The organism is Sphingomonas sp. BK235 (assembly GCF_004345855.1).
Lineage (GTDB): Bacteria > Pseudomonadota > Alphaproteobacteria > Sphingomonadales > Sphingomonadaceae > Sphingomonas.
Genome location: NZ_SLXN01000001.1, coordinates 378,845 through 396,742, shown reverse-complemented (window position 1 = coordinate 396,742; position 17,898 = coordinate 378,845). Strand labels below are relative to the sequence as shown.

The following is a 17,898-nucleotide window of genomic DNA, read 5'->3' as shown; positions in this document are numbered from 1 at the left end:
CAAGTTGGTCATGATCAGCCGATCAGCCCCGACCGGTACCAGCGCCGGATCGCGGGGAGCCGCGTCAGCTCGCAGCCGCAGCGGCGACAGCGCGCATGCGCCACGCCGTCCGGGTCGATCGTGACACGCCGGCCGGGCAGATGGCGGCCGGCGCGACAGTCGGGCGGCACCTCGCTCGCCGCCGTCGCTGGCGCATGCTGCAGCGCGCCGCTCCTCATGACGAGGCGAGATTGAACAGCGTGTCGACCGGCCGCGGCGGCAGCGCGGGGAGGCGCGCCGCTATCCCGCTGCCCCGCGTCGCGCGGGCCGCGGGCTTGCCGACGAGCAGCGACAGATCGCGCAGCGACTTGATCATCGCGAGCCCGCGCGGTGCGGCGATGAAGCGCGACTCCCAGGCGGGCGCGTATTTCTCCTTGTAGGTGCGCAGCCCGCGGAAGCCGTAGAAGCGCTCGCCATGGTGGAAGATCAGCGCCGCCGCGCGCGCCCAGGCGGGGGCGAGCCGCCGTCCCGCGATCCCCGACAGCGGCGCGATCCCCAGCGAGAAGCGGCGATAGCCGCGCTCGCGCGCCCATTCGATCAGATGGACGAACAGGAAGTCCATCGTGCCGGGCGGCATGTCGGCGCGGTGGCGCATCAGATCGACCGACGCTTCCTGCCGCCCCTCGGTCAGCCACAGGTTAGCGAAGGCGACGATCCGATCGTCCACCATCACCAGCGCCATGTCGAAGTGGCGCAGGTAATCGGGATCGAAGCGGCCGAGGCTGAACCCCTTCTCGTGATGGCCCTTGGCGCGCATCCACTCGTCCGAGATGGTGGCGAGTTCGTCCAGGATCACCGGCACCGCGGCGGCGGGGACGATGCGGAACTCGGCGCCCTTGCGCGCGGCGGCGCGCTCGGCCTTGCGCACCGAGCGCAGCCGCGGCAGCTCGAGGCGGAAGGCGGCGAGGTCGACGATCGCCTCTTCGCCATATTTGACGATCTGCAACCCCATGCCGATGGCGAGATCGAGCACCAGCCCGGTCACCTGATACAGCAGCACCCGCCCCTGCGCGCGGTCGGCGAGGTCGCGGATCCGCCACAGCAGCTCGTCCCACATATCGGTCGCGCCGATCGGATCGCCCATCACGATCCAGCTCGCGCCGCGCACCTGGTACATCAGCATCGCGCGTCCGTCGTCGGACAACAGGAAGCGCTTGTCGCCGGTGAGCGCCAGCATCGCGTCGGTCCGCTCCGCGCTGGCGAGCACGCGGCGCACCGCGACCGGGTCGGCGGGGGGCGTCTCGATCGTCCGCGCCGGCCCGAGCAGCCGCCACAGCGCCACCCCCGCGAGCAACACCGCGCTCGCGAGCGTCGCGCGCAGGAAGCGCGGCGCGTCGGCACGGAGCGCGAAGCGCCACCACAGATCGTCGTCATACGGGATACGTCGATAGGCGAAGAACCCCACCCAGGCGGCGAGCGCCACCGCCGCCACGATCGCGGTCAGCCACGCCCCCGACAGTGGCGCCTGAGTCAGCGCGGTGCGGCGATAGAAGGCGCCGCGGGTCCATTGCAGCAGCGCGGCAAGGGCGAGGCACACCGCCGCCTCCTCATAGTCGATCCCCTTGGCGAGCGAGAAGATCGCGCCGGCGAGCAGCAGCGCACGCGTCGCCACGAAGGCGCCGTCGAGCCGGCGATACAGCCCGGGCGCGAGCAGCAGCAGCCCGGTGCCGACCAGGCTCGCCGCGATATGGCTCGCCTCGATGAAGGGCAGCGGCAACAGCGCGTGGAGCGCGCGGACGCGCTGACCCAGGGACGGCAACGATCCCGAGAGCAGCAGCATCACCCCGCCGGAGAAGCTCGCCGCGGCGAGCACCAGCGGCGCGACCTCGCCGACCAGCGCGCCCGATCCGCGCAGCAGCCGCGGCCATTGGTGCTGGCGCCGCCCCTCGTGCAGCGCGAGCAGCGCCACGCCCAGCGCCAGCGGCAGCACGTAATAGACGAGGCGATAGGCGATCAGCGCCGCGAACACCGCCGCGCGATCGCCCGGCACCACCGCCAGCACCACCGCCTCGAACACGCCGATCCCGCCCGGCACATGGGTGACGAGCGCGACCACGATCCCCAGCGCATAGGCCAGCACGAACGCGGGAAGCGGCGCCCAGCCGAGATGCGGGATCAGCACGAACAGCGCCGCCGCGGCCGCGGCGGTATCGAGCAGCGCGATCGCGATCTGCGCGAGCGCCGCGCGCGCCCCGGGCAGCGGCAAGGTGAAGCGCCAGATCCGCAGCGGCCCGCGCGCCATCGCGCAGGCGAGCACCAGCCCGCCGACCGCCAGCAGCACCGCCGCCCCGATCAGGCGCGCCACCATCGGCTCCAGCGTCACCCCCGCCAGCGTGATGCTCGAATCGCGCAGCAGCAGCGCGGCGCCCGCCACGGTGACGATGCCGGTCCAGAAGGTCGCGCTGGCGATGCCGACGACCCGCGCGACGTCGGGCCCGTCGAGCCCGGCGGCGGTGTAGATGCGGTAGCGCGCCGATCCCCCGGTGAGCAGCGCGAGGCCGAGATTGTGGCTCAACGTATAGCTGGTGAACGACGCCAGCGCCGCGGTACGCCATGGCAGCGGTCGCCCGATGACGCGCAGCGCGAGAACGTCGTACAGCGTCAGCGCGAGATAGCTGATCGCGGTGAAACCCACCGCCGCCACGATCTGCGCCCAGGACAGGCCGTGGATCGCCGCGCGCACGTCGGCGAAGCGGATCTCGCGCGTCAGCCGCTCGATCGCGACGAAGCCGAGCCCGAGCAGCAGCGCCACGGCCGCGAGCGTCGCGGGCGTGCGCCACCGCTCCAGCCGTGCGCGTCGATTACCCACGGGGCAGCTCGGCGATGCGCCGCCACAATTGCGAGCGGCAGACCAGACCGTGGAGGATGCAGCCCTTCACGCGCAGTCCGTCGGCGCCGACCTGCTCGATCCGCGAGTAGAAGCGGCGGCCCATGTCGGGCACGTACACCGTCCCGGACCAGCCGCTGGGATCGTGGCGATAGTTCTCCAGCAACTCGGTGCCGATCAGCGAGCCGACGCCACCGTCGCGCGCGTCCGCCTGCGCCTCGGCACTCGCCCAGACGATCCAGCCGCACAGGCGATCACCGCACGCGCCGGTTCGCACCGCCACCGTCTGGTGCGGGTTCATCCACATGCCCATCGGCCCCGCCGTCTCCGCGCCCGCCGCCGGCATCGCGGCGAGCAGCGCCGCGATACCTGCCATCATCGACGCGCTCTTGCTGATCACAGCCGGTCACTCCCCCGATCGTTACCGGCCGCGGTCTAGGCGCGGACGCATTGCGAGCGGCTCGTCGCCGACTGAATAATCGGTAATGTTGGCTCAGCGCCCCGCGCGGATCGCCTGCCACAGCGTCGCGAACAGCCGATCCGGGTCATGGTGAAGGTAATGATCGCCCGGCAGCGTCACGACGCGAACGTTGCGCTGACGCCATGACGGGCACAGGCTGTTGCTTTCCTCGGCCCCGTGGACGCACAGCACCGGCGCCCAGTCGATGCGGCGGGCGCTCGGCAAGGCGGCGCGATCGGGCGCGCCGTCGAAGATGCCGTTGGGGCTGGCGCGGAACAGCAGCGTGTCGCCCGGCACCGCGAACAGCAGCTGCCGCACCCGCGGGCGCAGCGCGCGCGGCAGCACCGAGGCGCCATATTGCAGCATGTCCGCGCCGAACGACTGGCCGATCAGCACCACGCGCGCCGCCCCCGGCAGATCCAGCGCGCGCCGCGTCGCGTCTTCCACCAGCGCCGCGGTCTGTGCGGGCGTACGGCCATCGCGAAAGGCGGTGAGCGAATTGACCTCGATCACCGGCAGGCCGTGCGCCGCGAGCGCGCGGCCGATGTGCGGCGTCATGCCGGCGTTGAAGCCGGAATCGCCCGAGAACATCACCGCCACCGTCCCCGGCGCCGGCGCCGCCACGCGCGGCGGCGCGGGCACGAAGCGGAACAAGGGGCCGCCGTAATAGCCCAGGAAGCCGAGATAGCCGAGCAGCAGCAGCGCGACCGCCATCGCCGCGGCGAAGCCGATCGCGACGGGATTGCGGCGGCGCGACGAAGACGGCGTGGATCGGATCATGGCTCAGGCACTCAGCGCATAGGTGATGACGAAGCAGGCCGCGGTCAGCAGCAGCATGGCGGTGATGAAGCTCGCGTCGGCGAACTGCTCCATCAGATGGAGGCGCCGGCTCGCGCCGCCGCGCAGCGCGACATAGGAGGTCAGCGTCGCCACCAGGAACAGCAGCGAGTCGACCGCGAGCAGGTCGTCCGCGAAGCTGGCGCGTCGCCCGATCGCGACGCCGAGGTGGAGCAGGCCGATCCCGGTGAGGCACACACCGACCATCGCCGAGGCGATCGGGCAGATCAGCCGGCAGATGCGCTCGTCGAGCACGGCGCGCGAGTCACGAAGCGGGGGCATGCCCCTCCCTGCCCCGCCCGGCATCTTGCGGCGCTGACAAAAACATTAGCAATTCGTCATCTTACGCTCATCGCGCGAACAGTCGCCGCCGGGCAGACCGAGACACAGTCCGCCGCGACGTTCCGGAGCTACCCGATGGCCAGCAATCCCCTCCACGCCTTCGCCGCGCGACTGATCGGCAAGGCGCCGGCCGCGCTCGACGCGGAGGAGCGGCGCGTCCTCGCCAAGATCGCGGAGAAGCGTCCCGTCGCGCGCGATGCCGGAGACGTCGCCGACGAGACCGCGACCCTCGGCGACCGGCTCGCCGATCGCGTCGCCGCGGTGGGCGGCTCCTGGGGCTTCATCCTCGGCTTCGCGCTGCTGCTGCTCGGCTGGATGCTGCTCAACAGCGGGCTGCTGCCGCCCGGCCGCGCCTTCGATCCGTATCCCTACATCTTCCTCAACCTGATGCTGTCGACCCTGGCCGCGGTGCAGGCGCCGGTCATCATGATGAGCCAGAACCGCCAGGCCACCAAGGACCGGCTCGCCGCGCGACTGGATTACGAGGTCAATCTCCGCACCGAGCTGGAGATCCTGCGTCTCCATGACATCATCGAGCTGGCGGTCGCGGCGCGGATCGAGGAGCTGATCCGGCGACAGCGGCCCGAGGCGGCGTGACCGCGCTGCAGCCGCTCGATCGCCTGGTGCTGGTCGCGGGCGTCGCCGCGGCGATCGCCGCCGCGGCGGCGATGCAGGCGGTGCGCGCGCTCCATGCGCCGCGCAGCGCCGACGTCGGCGCGACCTTCGTGGTCACCGAACCCCCGCGCGGGGTAGCGCCGATGGTCACGAGCCTGCGCGCGGGCGGGCCGGCGGAGCGCGCCGGGCTGGCGGTGGGCGATCTGATCGAGCGGATCGACGGCCGCGCACCGGCGACGCTTGCCGAGGTACAGCACGGAATGGCAACACGGCGGCTGGTACGGCTGCTGGTGCGCCGCGCCGGACACGACGTGGCGATCGTGGTGCGCGAACCGGGGGGGAACGAGAATGGCGCAGAAGATCCTGCTGATCGAGGACGATGACGCGACCGCCGAGTTCGTCGCCAAGGGCCTGGGTGAGGAAGGCTTCGTGGTCGATCGGGCCGCCAACGGGCGCGACGGGCTCTTTCACGCCACCGACGGCAGCTATGATTGCATCGTGCTTGACCGGATGCTGCCCGGGATCGACGGCATGGCGGTGCTCGCCGCGGTGCGTGGCGCAGGGATCGAGACGCCGGTGATCGTGCTCTCCGCGCTCGGCTCGCCCGAGGATCGCGTCAAGGGCCTGACCAACGGGTCGGACGACTATCTGGTCAAGCCCTTCGCCTTCGCCGAGCTGCTCGCGCGCATCCGGCTGCTGGTGCGGCGCGGCCGCGCCGGCGCGGCGGTGGAGACGGTGCTGCGGTGCGACGATCTGGAGATGGACCTGCTCGCGCGTCGCGTCCGTCGCGCCGGCCGCACGATCGAGCTTCAGCCGCGCGAGTTCCGGCTGCTCGAGTTCATGCTGCGCCACGCGGAGCAGGTCGTCACCCGCACGATGCTGCTGGAGGGCGTGTGGGACTATCATTTCGACCCCGGCACCAACGTCATCGACGTCCATCTCAGCCGGTTGCGCAAGAAGGTGGACGAAGGGTTCGCGCATCCCCTGCTCCACACCGTGCGCGGCTCGGGCTATCGCCTCGGCGTTCATCCCTGAGGTGCACTGGCGTTCGACCACCGCGCGCTTCGCCGCGCTCGTCTTCCTGCTCCAGCTCGCGGCGGCGGCGACGCTGCTGCTGACGCTGCGCGCGATCGTGCGCGGCCAGGTGTACGACCGCGCGTTCGTCACCGAGGAGGTGCTGCGCCAGGACCTGCTCGCCACCCATGCGGGCAGCGGCACCGCGGGACTGGCGCGCGCGATCCATCTGCGCGGGGAGCGCCGCGCGGTACCCGGCGCGGTGGTGCTGCTCACCGACGCGCGCGGCCGGCCGCTCGCGGGCAATCTCGCCGCCTGGCCTCCCAACGTGCCCGGCGACGACAGCACGGTGGCGGTCGAGCTCTATCGCGTGCGCCACGACACGCCCGAGGCGATGCTGGTGCGCGCCACGCGGCTGCCCGACGGCGGGCGACTGCTGACCGGCAGCGTGATCGAGGGGGAACGGCGCACCGTCCGCCTGCTGGAGGCCGCGATGCTGGTGGCGCTGTCGCTCGCGGTGGCGTTCGCCTCGCTGGCGGCGTGGCTGGCGGCGCGGATGATCGTCACCCGGCTCGACGACACGGTGACGACGTTGCGCGCGGTGCGCGGCGGCGACCTGTCGCGCCGCGTCGCGGACGATGCGAGCGGCGACGCCTTCGCGCTGCTCGCCGGCGCGGTCAATGCCACGCTCGACCGCGTCGAGGCGCTCGTGAGTGAACTGACGCTCGCCACCGACACGCTGGCGCACGACCTCAAATCGCCGCTGACCCGGCTACGCTCGGCGCTGGAGCGCGCCTCGGCGCAGGTCACCGAGCCCGCGGCGCAGGAAGCGGTCGATCGCGCGCTCAGCGAGGGCGATCGTGTGCTGGCGCTGGTCGAGACCGCGCTCCGCATCAGCCGCGCCGAAGCCGGAATCGGTCGCGAGACCTTCGCGCCGATCGATCTGGCGGTGGAGCTGGAGCAGCTCGCCGAGATCTACGGCCCCGTGGCGGAGGACGCGGGCCGCGCCATCACCGTCTCCGCCCCCGCGACGCTGACGCTACCGGTGCATCGCGAGCTGATCGCGCAGGCACTCGGCAACCTGATCGACAATTCGCTCAAATATGGCGCGGGGCCGATCGCGCTCGCGCTCGAGGCGTACGCCGACACGGCCACGATCAGCGTCGCCGATCGGGGGCCTGGCATCGCCCCGGGGCAACGCGCGCTGGCGCTCAGCCGCTTCGGCCGGGTCGACGAGGCGCGCGGGGGCGCAGGAGCGGGCCTGGGATTGTCGCTGGTCGCCGCGGTCACCCGGCTGCACGGCGGGACGATCACGCTCGACGATGCCGCGCCAGGGCTGATCGTGCGTCTGACGCTGCCGCTGCGACCGTGATGGGGCGCGCCGTCGCGCCCCGCTCCCGAATTTCAGCCGAACCGCGCCTCGCTCAGCCCTGACCCGCCGTGATCTTGGCGATCTCGCGCGCGACCATCTGCTCGACCAGCCGCGGCAGGTTCTGATCGAGCCATTCGCTCAGCATCGGGCGCAGCATGTCGCGCACCAGCCCTTCGAGCGTCCCGTCGCTGTCGGGCTCCGGCTTGACCACCAGCCGCGACAGCGCACCGAGCGCGCCGCGGGTCGCCTCGACGGTCGCGGCGGACACCGCCGCGGCCGAGGCTTCGGCCGGCGCGGCCGCGCTGTGGGTCGGGGCGGCAGGGCTGTGAGCCGGGGCGGCGCTCGGCGCCGGGGCACCGAACGCTTGCTCGACCGCGGCGAAGCCCGAGCCGGCGGGCGGCTCGGCCGCGCGCGGCGGCTCGGTCGGCGTGGGCGCCGCGAGCGAGTCGTTGAGTTCGAGCACGTGATCGCGCTCATGGCCGCCGAGCGGTCGCGGCGACGGACGGCGCGGCGGGACCTGGGTCTCGCCCTCTTTGATCACGCGCTTGATGGAGGCGAGGATGTCCTCCATCGAGGGTTCGGCGTTCACATCCGCCATCGGGCGATCCTCACAGCGTGTTTTCCGCGCAACATCAAGGACGCGGTCGGTCCACACCTGTCGTCAACGCGGGCGATCTGTCAACATCGCTCTCGAGCAGAGGATCCAGCGGCTTGGTCACCGTGGCGTCCTGCGCGCCCACCTTGGCGGTGCTGGTGGCGACCGGCTCCGCCGCGGGCGCGCTCGCGAAATCGTTGATCTTGCCGCGCACGGCACGATAATTGACCATCGGATCGTAGAGCGCGCCGCCGTCGAGCCCGAGATCCTGCGCCTCGGCATGCCCCATCGCCGCGAGCAGCGAGAAGCCCGCGACATAGGCGTCGCGCCGCGCGGTGACGAGCTGGACCTGGCTGTTGAGCAATTCCTGCTCGGCGTTGAGGATGTCGAGGATGGTGCGCGTGCCGACGCTGTTCTCGGCGCGCACGCCCTCCAGGCTCAGCTTGTTGGCGTTGACCGCTTCCTCCGCCGAGGCGATCACCTCGAGCGAGGAGCGCCATACCGCATAGGCCGAGCGCGCCGCCGCGATCACCTGGCGCTCGGTCGCCGTCGCCTGCTCGATCGCCTGACCGCGCAATTCCTGCGCCTGGCGGATCTGCGCCGCGGGGCGCCCGCCCTGGAACAGCGGCAGGTTGATCGTCGCGCCCACCGCGGTCGAGGTCCCGGTCTGGCCGATCCCCAGCCCCGCCGCGGTGCCGCGCCCGGCGGTGCCGAGATAGTTGAAATAATTCTGCGACACTGTCGCGCCGAGCGTCGGCAGCCGGTTGGCGCGCGCGACGCGCACGTCATAGCCGGTCGCCTCGCGCAATTTGTTCGCGGCGAGCAGGTTGGGATTGTCCTGTATCGCGACGTCGACCGCGGCGTCGGCGCTGTTGGGCAGTTTGGGCAGCGGCGGTGGCGCCTCGAGCGTGCCGGGTGGCGTGCCGACCAGACGGACATAGGTCTCGCGGCTGGAGATCAGCGTCGCCTGCGCGGACTGGAGCTGCGCGCGCGCGAGACTGAGCCGCGCCTGCGACTGCGCCACGTCGGTGCGGGTCAGGTCGCCGACCTCGAAGCGATCGCGGCTGGCGCGCAAATTGGTCTCCAGCACGCGCACGTTCTGCGTGTTGAGCCCGACGATCGCCTCGTCGCGCAGCACGTTGTTGTACGCGCTGACCACGTCCGTGAACGTGGTCGCCTCGACGCCGCGCAGATTGGCCTGCCCCGCCTCCACCCGCACCTCGGCGGCGCGGATGCCGTTCTTGACGCGCCCGCCCTGATAGATCGGCAGCGTCACCCCGGCGGACGCGGTCAGCTGCCGCTCCGGCGTGTTGAAGCTGTTGCCGCCGCGCAGGAAGTTCTCGCTCACCCCGGTCGAGGTGGTGATCGTCGGCCGCCCGCCCGCGCGCGCGATCGGCACGTTCTCGTCATTGGCGCGCTGCGACGCGCGCTGCGCGGTCAGCGTCGGGTTGTTGCGATAGGCCTGATTGAGCGCGTCCCGCAGCGTCTCGGCGGAGAGCGGCGCGCTCGCCAGTGCGAGCATCGGAAGCAGCAGCAGCGAACGTCGACGCAAGCGAGTACCTCGATCAGAAGGTGAAGCTGCGGGGCCTGGCGAAGCCCGGCAGCCGGACGGAATCGATGTCGGCGAAGGGGGTCAGCGCGGTCGCCGCGCCGCGATGCGCGCCGGCGGCGAGGCGGAACACGCCGCGCTCCTCCAGGCCCGCGACGATGCGGCCGCCGTCCGCCACCTGCGACAGCAGCGTCGACGGCAGCTCCTCGACCGCGCCATCGACCAGCAGCACGTCATAGGGCGCGTCCGCGGCATGGCCGTGCGCGAGCGGCGCCTCGACCAGCGTGACCCTGGGCTCGCCGGCGAGCGCCGCACGCGCCTGCGCCACCAGCGCGGGCGCCTCCTCGACCGCGATCACCTGCGCGACGATCCGCGCCAGAACGGCCGCGGTATAGCCGCCCGCGGCGCCGATCAGCAGCACGCGGTCGCTCGCGCGCAACCGCGCCTCGACCAGCAGGCGCGCGGTGGCGAGCGGCGTGTTGAGCGCGCGTCCCTGCCCCAGCGCGATCGCGGTGTCGCGATAGGCCATGCGCGCGGATTCGACGGGCACGAACCGCTCGCGCGGCACCTCGGCCATCGCGGCGACCACGCGCGGATCGGTCACCGCCACGGTCCGCAGCTGGCTCGCCACCATCGCCTGGCGCATCGCGGTGAAATCATCGTCACGGAGGGTGGCTGCGGCGGTCATCGGACGTTCCTGTGACATAGCTGTTTTAGTAATGCAACACACGTTGCGTGTGGCGGGTTTGTATCGCGCGCGCGCGGCTTCGCCAATCACTTTGCCGCGCGCGGGCGCTTGACACGCGGCACGGCTGCCCGCATCTGCGCGCCTCCACCGCATCGAGGCGCGATGGCGGAGTGGTGACGCAGAGGACTGCAAATCCTTGCACCCGGGTTCGATTCCCGGTCGCGCCTCCAGCGGAACGTCGATCGGGCAGCGCATGCCTCCGCCGACCTGTCCGCCCTTCCGACATTCTCCACCGAGGTCCGCGCGTCTCGCGCGCGTCATCGTGCTGTCATCGGGTCACGCCCCGGACGACGGACGGGCCGCTCTCCCGATGGGGAAAGCGGCCCGTTGTCGTCGCCTCACTCGCGCCGATCAGAACTTCATGTTCGCACCGGCATAGAAATAACGCCCGGTGTTGGGGAAGATCGAGCTGATATTGGCGTCGGTCGCCCCGGTACCGGTCAGGCCATAGGGCGGCAGCTGGTCGTTGACATTGTCCACGCCGACGTAGAGCCGGAACCGCTCGTTCGCGCGGATGCCGAACTGGATGTCGTGGATGAACACGTCCGGATAGTAATTGAAGGGGTTACGGTCGGCGTCGGTCGGCGGACGATCCTGCTCGCGGTTCTGCACGTTCCACGCGCTGACGGTCTGCTTGCCGATATATTGCGTGGTCAGCGACAGGTCGAACGGACCCGCGGTCATGTTCGCGGAGAACAGCCCACGCCACTCGGGATCGCCCAGCGTGCTCTTGATCCGCGTGTAGCGGCTCGGGTCCGAGAAGAAGGTGAATTGGTTGCGCGTCGACAGCCAGCTCACCGCGGTACGCACGTTCAGCTTGATGTCCTCGGTGAAGGCGTGCGCGTAGTTCAGCTCGGCGTCGATGCCGCTGGTCTGCAGCTTCGCGTAGTTGAAGGGGTTGTTGGTGAAGCCGTTGCCGACGATACCATTGTTGAAGTCGGGGAAGCCCGCGAAGCGGCGCCCCTGCTGCCCGGCGAAGGTGTAGTCGGCGATATTGTTGCCCGCATCGCGGCGGCGATTGACCAGCCCGCAGAACGCATTGTTGAGGCCGACCGGATCCTCGTAGCAGCGGTTGACCAGCTGTTGCGCGCTGATCGTATTGATCGCCTGATTGATGCGGATGTTGTAATAATCGACCGTCAGCGACACGCCCGGCAGCCAGCGCGGCTGGAACACCCCGCCGACGGTGAAGTTGTGGCTCACCTCCGGCTCGAGATTGGGGTTGCCGCCGTTGGTGCCGAGGATCCCGCTGGTCGGCGCGTTGGTCCAGGGACGCGTGCTGCCGTCGGGCAAGGTGATCGTGGTCGGCACGCCCGCGGCGGCGCAATTGCGCGCGCGGTTGGGCTCCTGGTTGATCACGTCCTGGCTGCACGGATCGACGAAGTTGTTGGCGAAGGTCTGGCTCGTCCCGGCATAGAGGTCGGCCAGGTTGGGCGCACGCACCGCGCGCGAGTAGGTCATGCGCAGCCGCAGGTCGCGCACCGGCGACCACACGCCGCCCGCGGTCCAGGCATAGACCGACTTGCTGAGGAAATTATACTTGGAGACGCGCCCCGAGCCCTCCAGCGTCAGCTCGCGGATCAGCGGCAGGTCGGCCAGCAGCGGGACGCGCAGCTCGCCGAACGCCTCGAACACGCTGGTCGCCGGCGCGTCGCTGACCGCGATCGCGTTCAGGAAGGTGTTCGACTGACCCGGCGCATATTCGCCGCGGGTGAAGGGATCATAGGCCGAGTAATAATCCTCGCGACGGTATTCGACGCCGAAGGCGGTCTGGATCGGCCCGCCGGGCAAACGCAGGAAGCCCGAGCTGTCGCCGCTGACCGAGTAGAGCGCGTTCCACTGCTCGGCCCATTGCTTGCGCGACGAGTTGACCAGCACGTAATCGACGCCCTCGGGGGTCAGCGCCGGCGCGCCCTCGCCGAAGAGGTTGATCGGGCGGCACGCCGGATCGTCGTTGGCGGCGCTGGCGTCGGCGTTGACGCGGCACACGATCTGTCCGGCGCTGTTGCGTACCGCATCGGCCGCGCGGTTGAACTTCTGCACGTCGACGTTGCCGCCGGTGGTGTAGAAGGTCTCGGTGCGCCCATAATTGACGAAGGCGTCGTACTTCCAGTTGCCGGTCTCGAGGATGTCACCGCGCGCGCCGAGCACGATGCGATAGGTGTCGCGCTTGTGATCCTCGGCGCGGGTGCCGATGTCGTTGTTGAAGCGGAAGAACGAGAAGCTGGTCGCGCCCGGCGCCAGGATCGTACCCAGCGTCGCACGCGCCTGATCGCCCAGATACGGGTTCTGGGTCGAGAAGGTCGGCAGCAGCCGCCCGTTGACGAAGGTCGGCTGGGTCGAGGTCTGGTTGGCGGTGATGTGGACGTACTTGGCCTCGACGTACGGCTTGAACGCGTCCGACACGTCATAATGCGCGATGATGTTGAAGTTCGCGCGGCTCAGTCCGGGCAGCAGCATCGCGCCCTCGACGCCCGAGGCGGTGCGCCCGCCAAACACGCCGCCGCCGACCGCGCGATTGTCGATCGCCGGATTGTCGCGCACCAGCGTCCCGTCGGGCAGGAAGACGTAGGGATTGCTGAGCAGCCCCCCGGTCGGCGAGGTCTGCCCGGTGCAGATGGCGGCGCGGCGCGCGGCATTGGTCGCGGTCGCGGCCGGACAGGCGGTCTGCACCGCGCCACCCAGCGAGATGATCCCGAACGTGTTGCCCGGATTGACACCGAAATAGGACCGGTCGGGGATGCCATCGCCCGCGGGCGGCTCGTTGCGCGCGGTGCCGTCCGGATTGACGAAGGTGGTGCGCTGGGTCTGATAGAAGCCGGGAACGCCGGTATAGGCGCCGGTCTGCGCGTTGCGATCACTGAACAGCAACTGCTCGGACCGCGCATATTCGGCCGAGACCGCGATATTGCCGCGGCCCTCGCCGAAATTCTTCCCCCAGACGCCGCTCGCCAGATAGGAGCCGCGGTCGCCGCGCGACGACAGCCCACCCTGCGCGCGCAGCGTCAGCCCCTCGAAATTCTGCTTGAGCACGAAATTGACGACGCCCGAGACCGCGTCCGATCCATAGACGCCCGAGTTGCCGCCGGTGACGACGTCGATCCGCTCGACCAGGTCGGTCGGGATCGAGTTGGTGTCGATCAGGAAGCTGCCCGGCGAGCCCGAGATGTGGCGGCGACCGTTGACCAGCACGAGCGTGCGATCGGGGCCGAGGCCGCGCAGGTCGAGCGCGTTGATGCCGGCGGTGCCGATGCTCGCGGTCGAATTCGCCTGGCTCAGCGTGGAGCGCAGCGCGGGGATGCGGTTGAGCGTGTCGCCGAGCGACACCTGCCCGACGCTGGTGAGCTGCGCCGAGGAGAAGCTGGTCACCGGCACCGACGTGTCGAGGTTCGGTCGCGCGATGCGCGATCCGGTGACGACGATGTCGCCGCCGCTCTGGGTCTGCGCCTCGGCGTCGCGGATCGCCTGATCGGCCGGCGTCAGCGTGTCGTCGGCCGGCGCCGCGGGCGCGCCGGTCTGCGCGAAGGACGGGACGGCGAGCACCAGCGACGCCGCCAGCGCGGTGGCCGTCATCAGATGGGCGGATTTCATGTGACCCCCTAAGTCTCACGACATGATTGTTCGTTCATCCGAGAGACAGCTTTTTAGGGCGCTTTGACAATCGCTTACCCAGCCAACCCGGCGCCTTTCACCGCCGCGTGTTGCATAGTTGTAACAATGGAAACCAAATGACACAGAGCGTACGCAAGCGAGGCAGGCTTGCCGCGGCGCGAGCAATCCGGGTGTTCCGCTAGTGGAACGGCGTATCTGAATCCCGTGACTATTCGCCCGATGCCGGAACACTCATCTTCGATCCGTCAGCAAGGCAGATCGAAGGACACAGCCATGACCATTCTCGTGATCGGTGCCACCGGCCGCGTCGGCCGCCACCTCGTCGACCAGCTCGTACGCCGCGACGCTCCCGTGCGCGTGCTTACCCGCGACCCCGGCAAGGCCAGTTTTCCCACCGCGGTCGAGGTGGCGCAGGGCGACCCGCTCGACGTGGACGCGCTGCGCCGCGCGCTCGATGGCGTTAGCACGCTGTTCCTGCTCAATGCGGTGACAGGCGACGAGTTCACCCAGGCGATCGTCGCGCTCAACGTCGCCTATCAGGCGGGCGTTCGACGCATCGTCTATCTGTCGGTGTTCGGTGCCGATGGCGCGGTCAACGTGCCGCATTTCGCGGTCAAGCGCGGTGCGGAGCAGCTGCTGGACGCGCTCGACGTCGGCGCCACCATCCTGCGCCCGACCTATTTCATCGACAATGAGGTGATGGTGAAGGACGTGGTGCTCGACCACGGGGTCTATCCGATGCCGATCGGCGCCAAGGGTATCGCGATGGTCGACGCGCGTGACATCGCCGAGATCGCCGCGCTCGAGCTGATCCGCCGCCACGCCGCGAGCGCGCCGCTGCCGAGCGAGACGATCAACCTGGTCGGACCCGAGACCCTTACCGGCGCCGACGTGGCCGCGATCTGGAGCGAGGTGCTGGGCCGCCCGATCGTCTATGGCGGCGACGACCCGAGCGGGTTCGAGCAGAGCATGGCGTCGTTCATGCCCCGCTGGATGGCGTATGAGATGCGGTTGATGGCGGAACGTTACGTCAGCGAGGGCATGATCCCGGCACCGGGCGATCGCGCGCGGATGGAGAGGATGCTGGGCCGCCCGCTCCATGACTATGCCGAGACCGCGCGGCGCCTCGCCGTTGGCTGATCCGCGGAAAGCGGCGGCATCCCCGCGCGAGGTGGCGGCTCGGTGAGTCGCCATCGCCGCCTTCTCGGTCGAGTGGTGCTGCGATGAGAGATCGGGGCCTTCTCCCCTCCCCGTCATCCCGGGCTCGACCCGGGATCCATCGCGCCGCGAGGACTGCCGGCGGTGCGCGCGCGGAAGGATGGATCCCGGCTCGAGGCCGGGATGACGGACGGGGCGGGCCGCTCGCCAACTAACATGGTAGGTCGGCCCCATGGTTCCCCGGAGCGCCACGGCGTCCCCGGGGAACAGCATGGACCGATCACGCCACCTCGGCTCAGCCGCGCGCCATCTCCGGCGACAGCTTCAACCCGCGCAGCGCGGCGTCGAGATGCGCCAGCGCCTCGGGCGACGGGCCGGGGTACGGCCCTTCCGTGGGTTGATCGCCGATATAGCCCATATCGGCCTTGCCTTCGGGCAGGGTGTAGAAGCCGAGCACGAACAGGTTGCGCAGCCGGTCCATGAACGCCACCGGCTCGACCATCCCCGGCGAAGGCGTCGCCACCGTCAGCGCGTCCAGCAGGGCGGCGCGCTGCGGCACGGTCAGCGCGGCGAAGCCTTGCCGATGCAGCGCGCGGCTCTGCGCGTCGAGCCATGTCAGCCCGGCGAGGACGCGCGCGCGGTCGGCGCGCTGCACCGGATAGGGCGCGCTGATCCACTCGTCGATGAAGGCGCCGACGCCCAGCTTCCCCGCACCCGGAGAGACCGTGTCCTCCGGCAGGATCATGTCCCCCAGCAGATCGATCGTCGCGCGCTGCGCGCGGTCGAACGTCAGCGGCCAGGGTACGCTCGGCTCGGTCAGCTTGGGATCACGCCCATAGCCGCGCGCGGCGGGCGGCTCGGGCACCGCGCGCGGCCAGTCGACCACCGCGAAGGGCGGCGGCGCGCCGGTCGCCGCGGCGGCGGCCGACGCGGCCCAGCCCGGCAGCGGCAGCGTCGCCGCGGCGGCGATCCACTGCAACGTGGTGCGACGCGAGACCGTCATGCCAGCGCTCCCGTGCGAAGCCGTTTCGCCAGATGCTCGGACGCGCGCAGCGCGAGCGCGAGGATCGTCAGGGTCGGGTTCTTGTGCGCGCCCGAGGCGAAGACGGCGCCGTCCATCAACACGATATTGGGGACCTCCCAGGTCTGTCCGTAGCCGTTGACCACCGAGTTGCGCGGGCTGTCGCCCATCCGGGCGGTGCCGAGTTCGTGGATGATCTCGCCACCCGCGGTCATGATCTGCTCGGGCGGCAGATCGGGATCGAGGATCGTGCCGCCCAGCCGCTGGAACACCGAATGCGCCGCGCGGCGGCCGTGCGCCACCTGGTTCACCTCGTGGCGCGACCAGCGGAAGGCGAAGCGCAGCACCGGGATGCCGAAGCGATCCTTCACGCCGGGATCGATCTCGCAGAAGGTGTCGCGGTTGGGGATCATCTCACCGCGCAGCGTCAGCCGGATGGTCGCGCCCGAGCGCTGCCGCACCGCCTGCTTGAGCGCGCCGCCCCACACCCGCGGCAGCGCGGTCGCCGGCGGGATGTCGAACCGCCCGCCGATCTCGAAATGATAGCCGCGCGCGAAATCCAGCTCGCCGCGCTTCTGCTGCTCGTAGAGCCAGAAGGGGATGTAGATATGCTGGCCGCCGATCCCGTCCTCGTTGTAGCGCGGGCGGTTCGCGAGCGCCGGGACATAAGCGGCGAAGGAAGCGCCGGTGGAGTCGGTCAGATTGCGTCCCAGCTCGCCCGACCCATTGGCCAGCCCGCGACCGTCGACCCCGGAGTTGAACAGCAGCCGGGTCGTCTCCCCCGTCCCCGCCGCCAGCACCACCGCGCGCGCGCGCACCTGGTGACGCTGCCCGCTGGCGCGATCGACATATTCGACACCCGTGGCACGACCGTCGGCGCCGACGAGCACGCGCGCCACCATCGCGTCGGTGACGACCTTGAGCCGCCCGGTCGCTTCCGCCATCGGCAGTAGCGAGGTGGTCGACTGGAACATCGCGCCGATCGAGCAGCCGCGCGTGCAGGGCGTGGCGTTGAAACAGGCGCTGCGCGGTGCGACGGCGTCGGGCATGTCGCGCGTCAGCACCGCGGTATGCGCCGCGCGCACCGGGATGCCGACGCTCTCCGCCGCGGCCTTGATCATCATCTCGGTGACGCGCGGCTTGGGCGGCGGCATGAGACAGCCGTCGGGCGAATCGGGATGGTTCTCCAGCCCGAGTTTGCCGCCGTTGACGCCGATCATCTTCTCGACGCGATCGTAGAAGGGGGCGACGTCGTCATAGCCGATCGGCCAGTCCGCGCCGAGACCGTCGCGGGAAAAGGGCTTGAAGTCATACGGCCCCCAGCGCGGCACGTGACGACCCCAATGGTTGGTCCGCCCGCCGAGCATGCGCGGGCGGTACCAGCGGAAGTCGCTGCCCGGGCGCATCGTGTAAGGCTCGCCCTCGACCTCCCAGCCGCCGCCCACGGTGGCGTCGAAATAGCCGAAGGGCTTGTCCGGGGTCGAGGTACCGCGCAGCGGCGCATCGCTCTCCGGCGCGAACATGTTGACCTCGGCCTTGGGATCATAGTGCCGCCCGGCCTCGAGCATGAGGCAGCGCAGCCCCGCGCGGGTCAGGCTGTGCGCCGCCATCGCTCCCGCCGCGCCGGAGCCGACGATGATGACGTCGGCGGGTGCGTCCGCGGCATTCTGCTGGGCTGCGGTCACGCGTCATACCCCGCGTGCGATGGT

General features: G+C 70.5%; 16 protein-coding genes and 1 tRNA gene. 6 read left to right on the top strand and 11 right to left on the bottom strand.

The features are described 5' to 3' along the window. Nucleotides 1-14: 14 nt before the first annotated feature. From EV292_RS01785 to EV292_RS01765, 5 genes are all read right to left on the bottom strand, one after another. Nucleotides 15-218, bottom strand: coding sequence for a hypothetical protein (locus EV292_RS01785; protein ID WP_132907465.1), 204 nt, complete (start codon nt 216-218; stop codon nt 15-17). Continuing rightward, on the bottom strand, nt 215-2,848 hold the full coding sequence (gene mprF / locus EV292_RS01780; protein ID WP_132907464.1) for a bifunctional lysylphosphatidylglycerol flippase/synthetase MprF: 2,634 nt from the start codon (nt 2,846-2,848) through the stop codon (nt 215-217). The genes EV292_RS01785 and mprF overlap by 4 nt, the downstream gene beginning before the upstream one ends. After that, on the bottom strand, nt 2,841-3,245 hold the full coding sequence (locus tag EV292_RS01775; RefSeq protein WP_132908133.1) for a DUF2147 domain-containing protein: 405 nt from the start codon (nt 3,243-3,245) through the stop codon (nt 2,841-2,843). Before EV292_RS01775 ends, mprF begins: the two co-directional genes overlap by 8 nt. 114 nt (nt 3,246-3,359) lie before the next feature. Then, complete coding sequence (locus EV292_RS01770; RefSeq protein WP_243693553.1) at nt 3,360-4,106, bottom strand: virulence factor; 747 nt, start codon at nt 4,104-4,106, stop codon at nt 3,360-3,362. Between the two features lie 3 nt (nt 4,107-4,109). Next, nucleotides 4,110-4,445 carry a hypothetical protein gene (locus EV292_RS01765; protein ID WP_132907463.1) on the bottom strand — a complete coding sequence of 112 codons (336 nt, stop codon included), beginning with the start codon at nt 4,443-4,445 and terminating at the stop codon, nt 4,110-4,112. 135 nt (nt 4,446-4,580) lie between these two features. Here EV292_RS01765 and EV292_RS01760 point away from each other — a divergent pair, with 135 nt between their 5' ends. Genes EV292_RS01760 through EV292_RS01745 form a run of 4 tightly spaced genes read left to right on the top strand, consistent with a single transcriptional unit; the run spans nt 4,581 to nt 7,506 of the window. Next, nucleotides 4,581-5,102, top strand: a complete 522-nt coding sequence (locus EV292_RS01760) for a DUF1003 domain-containing protein (protein WP_132907462.1) — start codon at nt 4,581-4,583, stop codon at nt 5,100-5,102. Further along, the gene (locus EV292_RS01755; protein WP_243693552.1) at nt 5,099-5,503 is read left to right on the top strand and encodes a PDZ domain-containing protein; all 405 of its coding nucleotides are present in this window, start codon (nt 5,099-5,101) and stop codon (nt 5,501-5,503) included. The genes EV292_RS01760 and EV292_RS01755 overlap by 4 nt, the downstream gene beginning before the upstream one ends. After that, on the top strand, nt 5,469-6,155 hold the full coding sequence (locus EV292_RS01750; RefSeq protein WP_132907461.1) for a response regulator transcription factor: 687 nt from the start codon (nt 5,469-5,471) through the stop codon (nt 6,153-6,155). The genes EV292_RS01755 and EV292_RS01750 overlap by 35 nt, the downstream gene beginning before the upstream one ends. A 1-nt stretch (nt 6,156) precedes the next feature. Then, entirely contained in the window at nt 6,157-7,506 is a 1,350-nt protein-coding gene (locus EV292_RS01745; protein WP_132907460.1) for a HAMP domain-containing sensor histidine kinase, read from the top strand. Between the two features lie 52 nt (nt 7,507-7,558). On the opposite strand, the gene EV292_RS01740 is transcribed toward EV292_RS01745, so the two are convergent. Genes EV292_RS01740 through EV292_RS01730 form a run of 3 tightly spaced genes read right to left on the bottom strand, consistent with a single transcriptional unit; the run spans nt 7,559 to nt 10,338 of the window. After that, nucleotides 7,559-8,104, bottom strand: a complete 546-nt coding sequence (locus EV292_RS01740; RefSeq protein ID WP_207913314.1) for a DUF2497 domain-containing protein — start codon at nt 8,102-8,104, stop codon at nt 7,559-7,561. A gap of 34 nt (nt 8,105-8,138) precedes the next feature. Continuing rightward, on the bottom strand, nt 8,139-9,623 hold the full coding sequence (locus EV292_RS01735; protein WP_132908129.1) for a TolC family outer membrane protein: 1,485 nt from the start codon (nt 9,621-9,623) through the stop codon (nt 8,139-8,141). 43 nt (nt 9,624-9,666) lie between these two features. After that, on the bottom strand, nt 9,667-10,338 hold the full coding sequence (locus EV292_RS01730) for a protein-L-isoaspartate O-methyltransferase (protein WP_132907459.1): 672 nt from the start codon (nt 10,336-10,338) through the stop codon (nt 9,667-9,669). A 156-nt stretch (nt 10,339-10,494) separates the two neighbouring features. On the opposite strand from EV292_RS01730, the gene EV292_RS01725 reads away from it, so the two are divergent. Beyond that, a tRNA-Cys gene (locus tag EV292_RS01725) sits at nt 10,495-10,568 on the top strand. 181 nt (nt 10,569-10,749) lie between these two features. Here EV292_RS01725 and EV292_RS01720 read toward each other — a convergent pair. After that, a complete protein-coding gene (locus EV292_RS01720; RefSeq protein WP_132907458.1) occupies nt 10,750-13,989 on the bottom strand; it encodes a TonB-dependent receptor in 3,240 nt (1,079 codons plus the stop codon). Between the two features lie 294 nt (nt 13,990-14,283). On the opposite strand from EV292_RS01720, the gene EV292_RS01715 reads away from it, so the two are divergent. Further along, nucleotides 14,284-15,150, top strand: coding sequence for an NmrA family NAD(P)-binding protein (locus tag EV292_RS01715; protein WP_132907457.1), 867 nt, complete (start codon nt 14,284-14,286; stop codon nt 15,148-15,150). A 313-nt stretch (nt 15,151-15,463) separates the two neighbouring features. On the opposite strand, the gene EV292_RS01710 is transcribed toward EV292_RS01715, so the two are convergent. Together EV292_RS01710 and EV292_RS01705 are read right to left on the bottom strand one after the other, a co-directional pair. After that, a complete protein-coding gene (locus EV292_RS01710; protein WP_132907456.1) occupies nt 15,464-16,171 on the bottom strand; it encodes a gluconate 2-dehydrogenase subunit 3 family protein in 708 nt (235 codons plus the stop codon). Next, on the bottom strand, nt 16,168-17,874 hold the full coding sequence (locus EV292_RS01705) for a GMC family oxidoreductase (protein WP_207913313.1): 1,707 nt from the start codon (nt 17,872-17,874) through the stop codon (nt 16,168-16,170). The genes EV292_RS01710 and EV292_RS01705 overlap by 4 nt, the downstream gene beginning before the upstream one ends. Between the last annotated feature and the right edge of the window lie 24 nt (nt 17,875-17,898).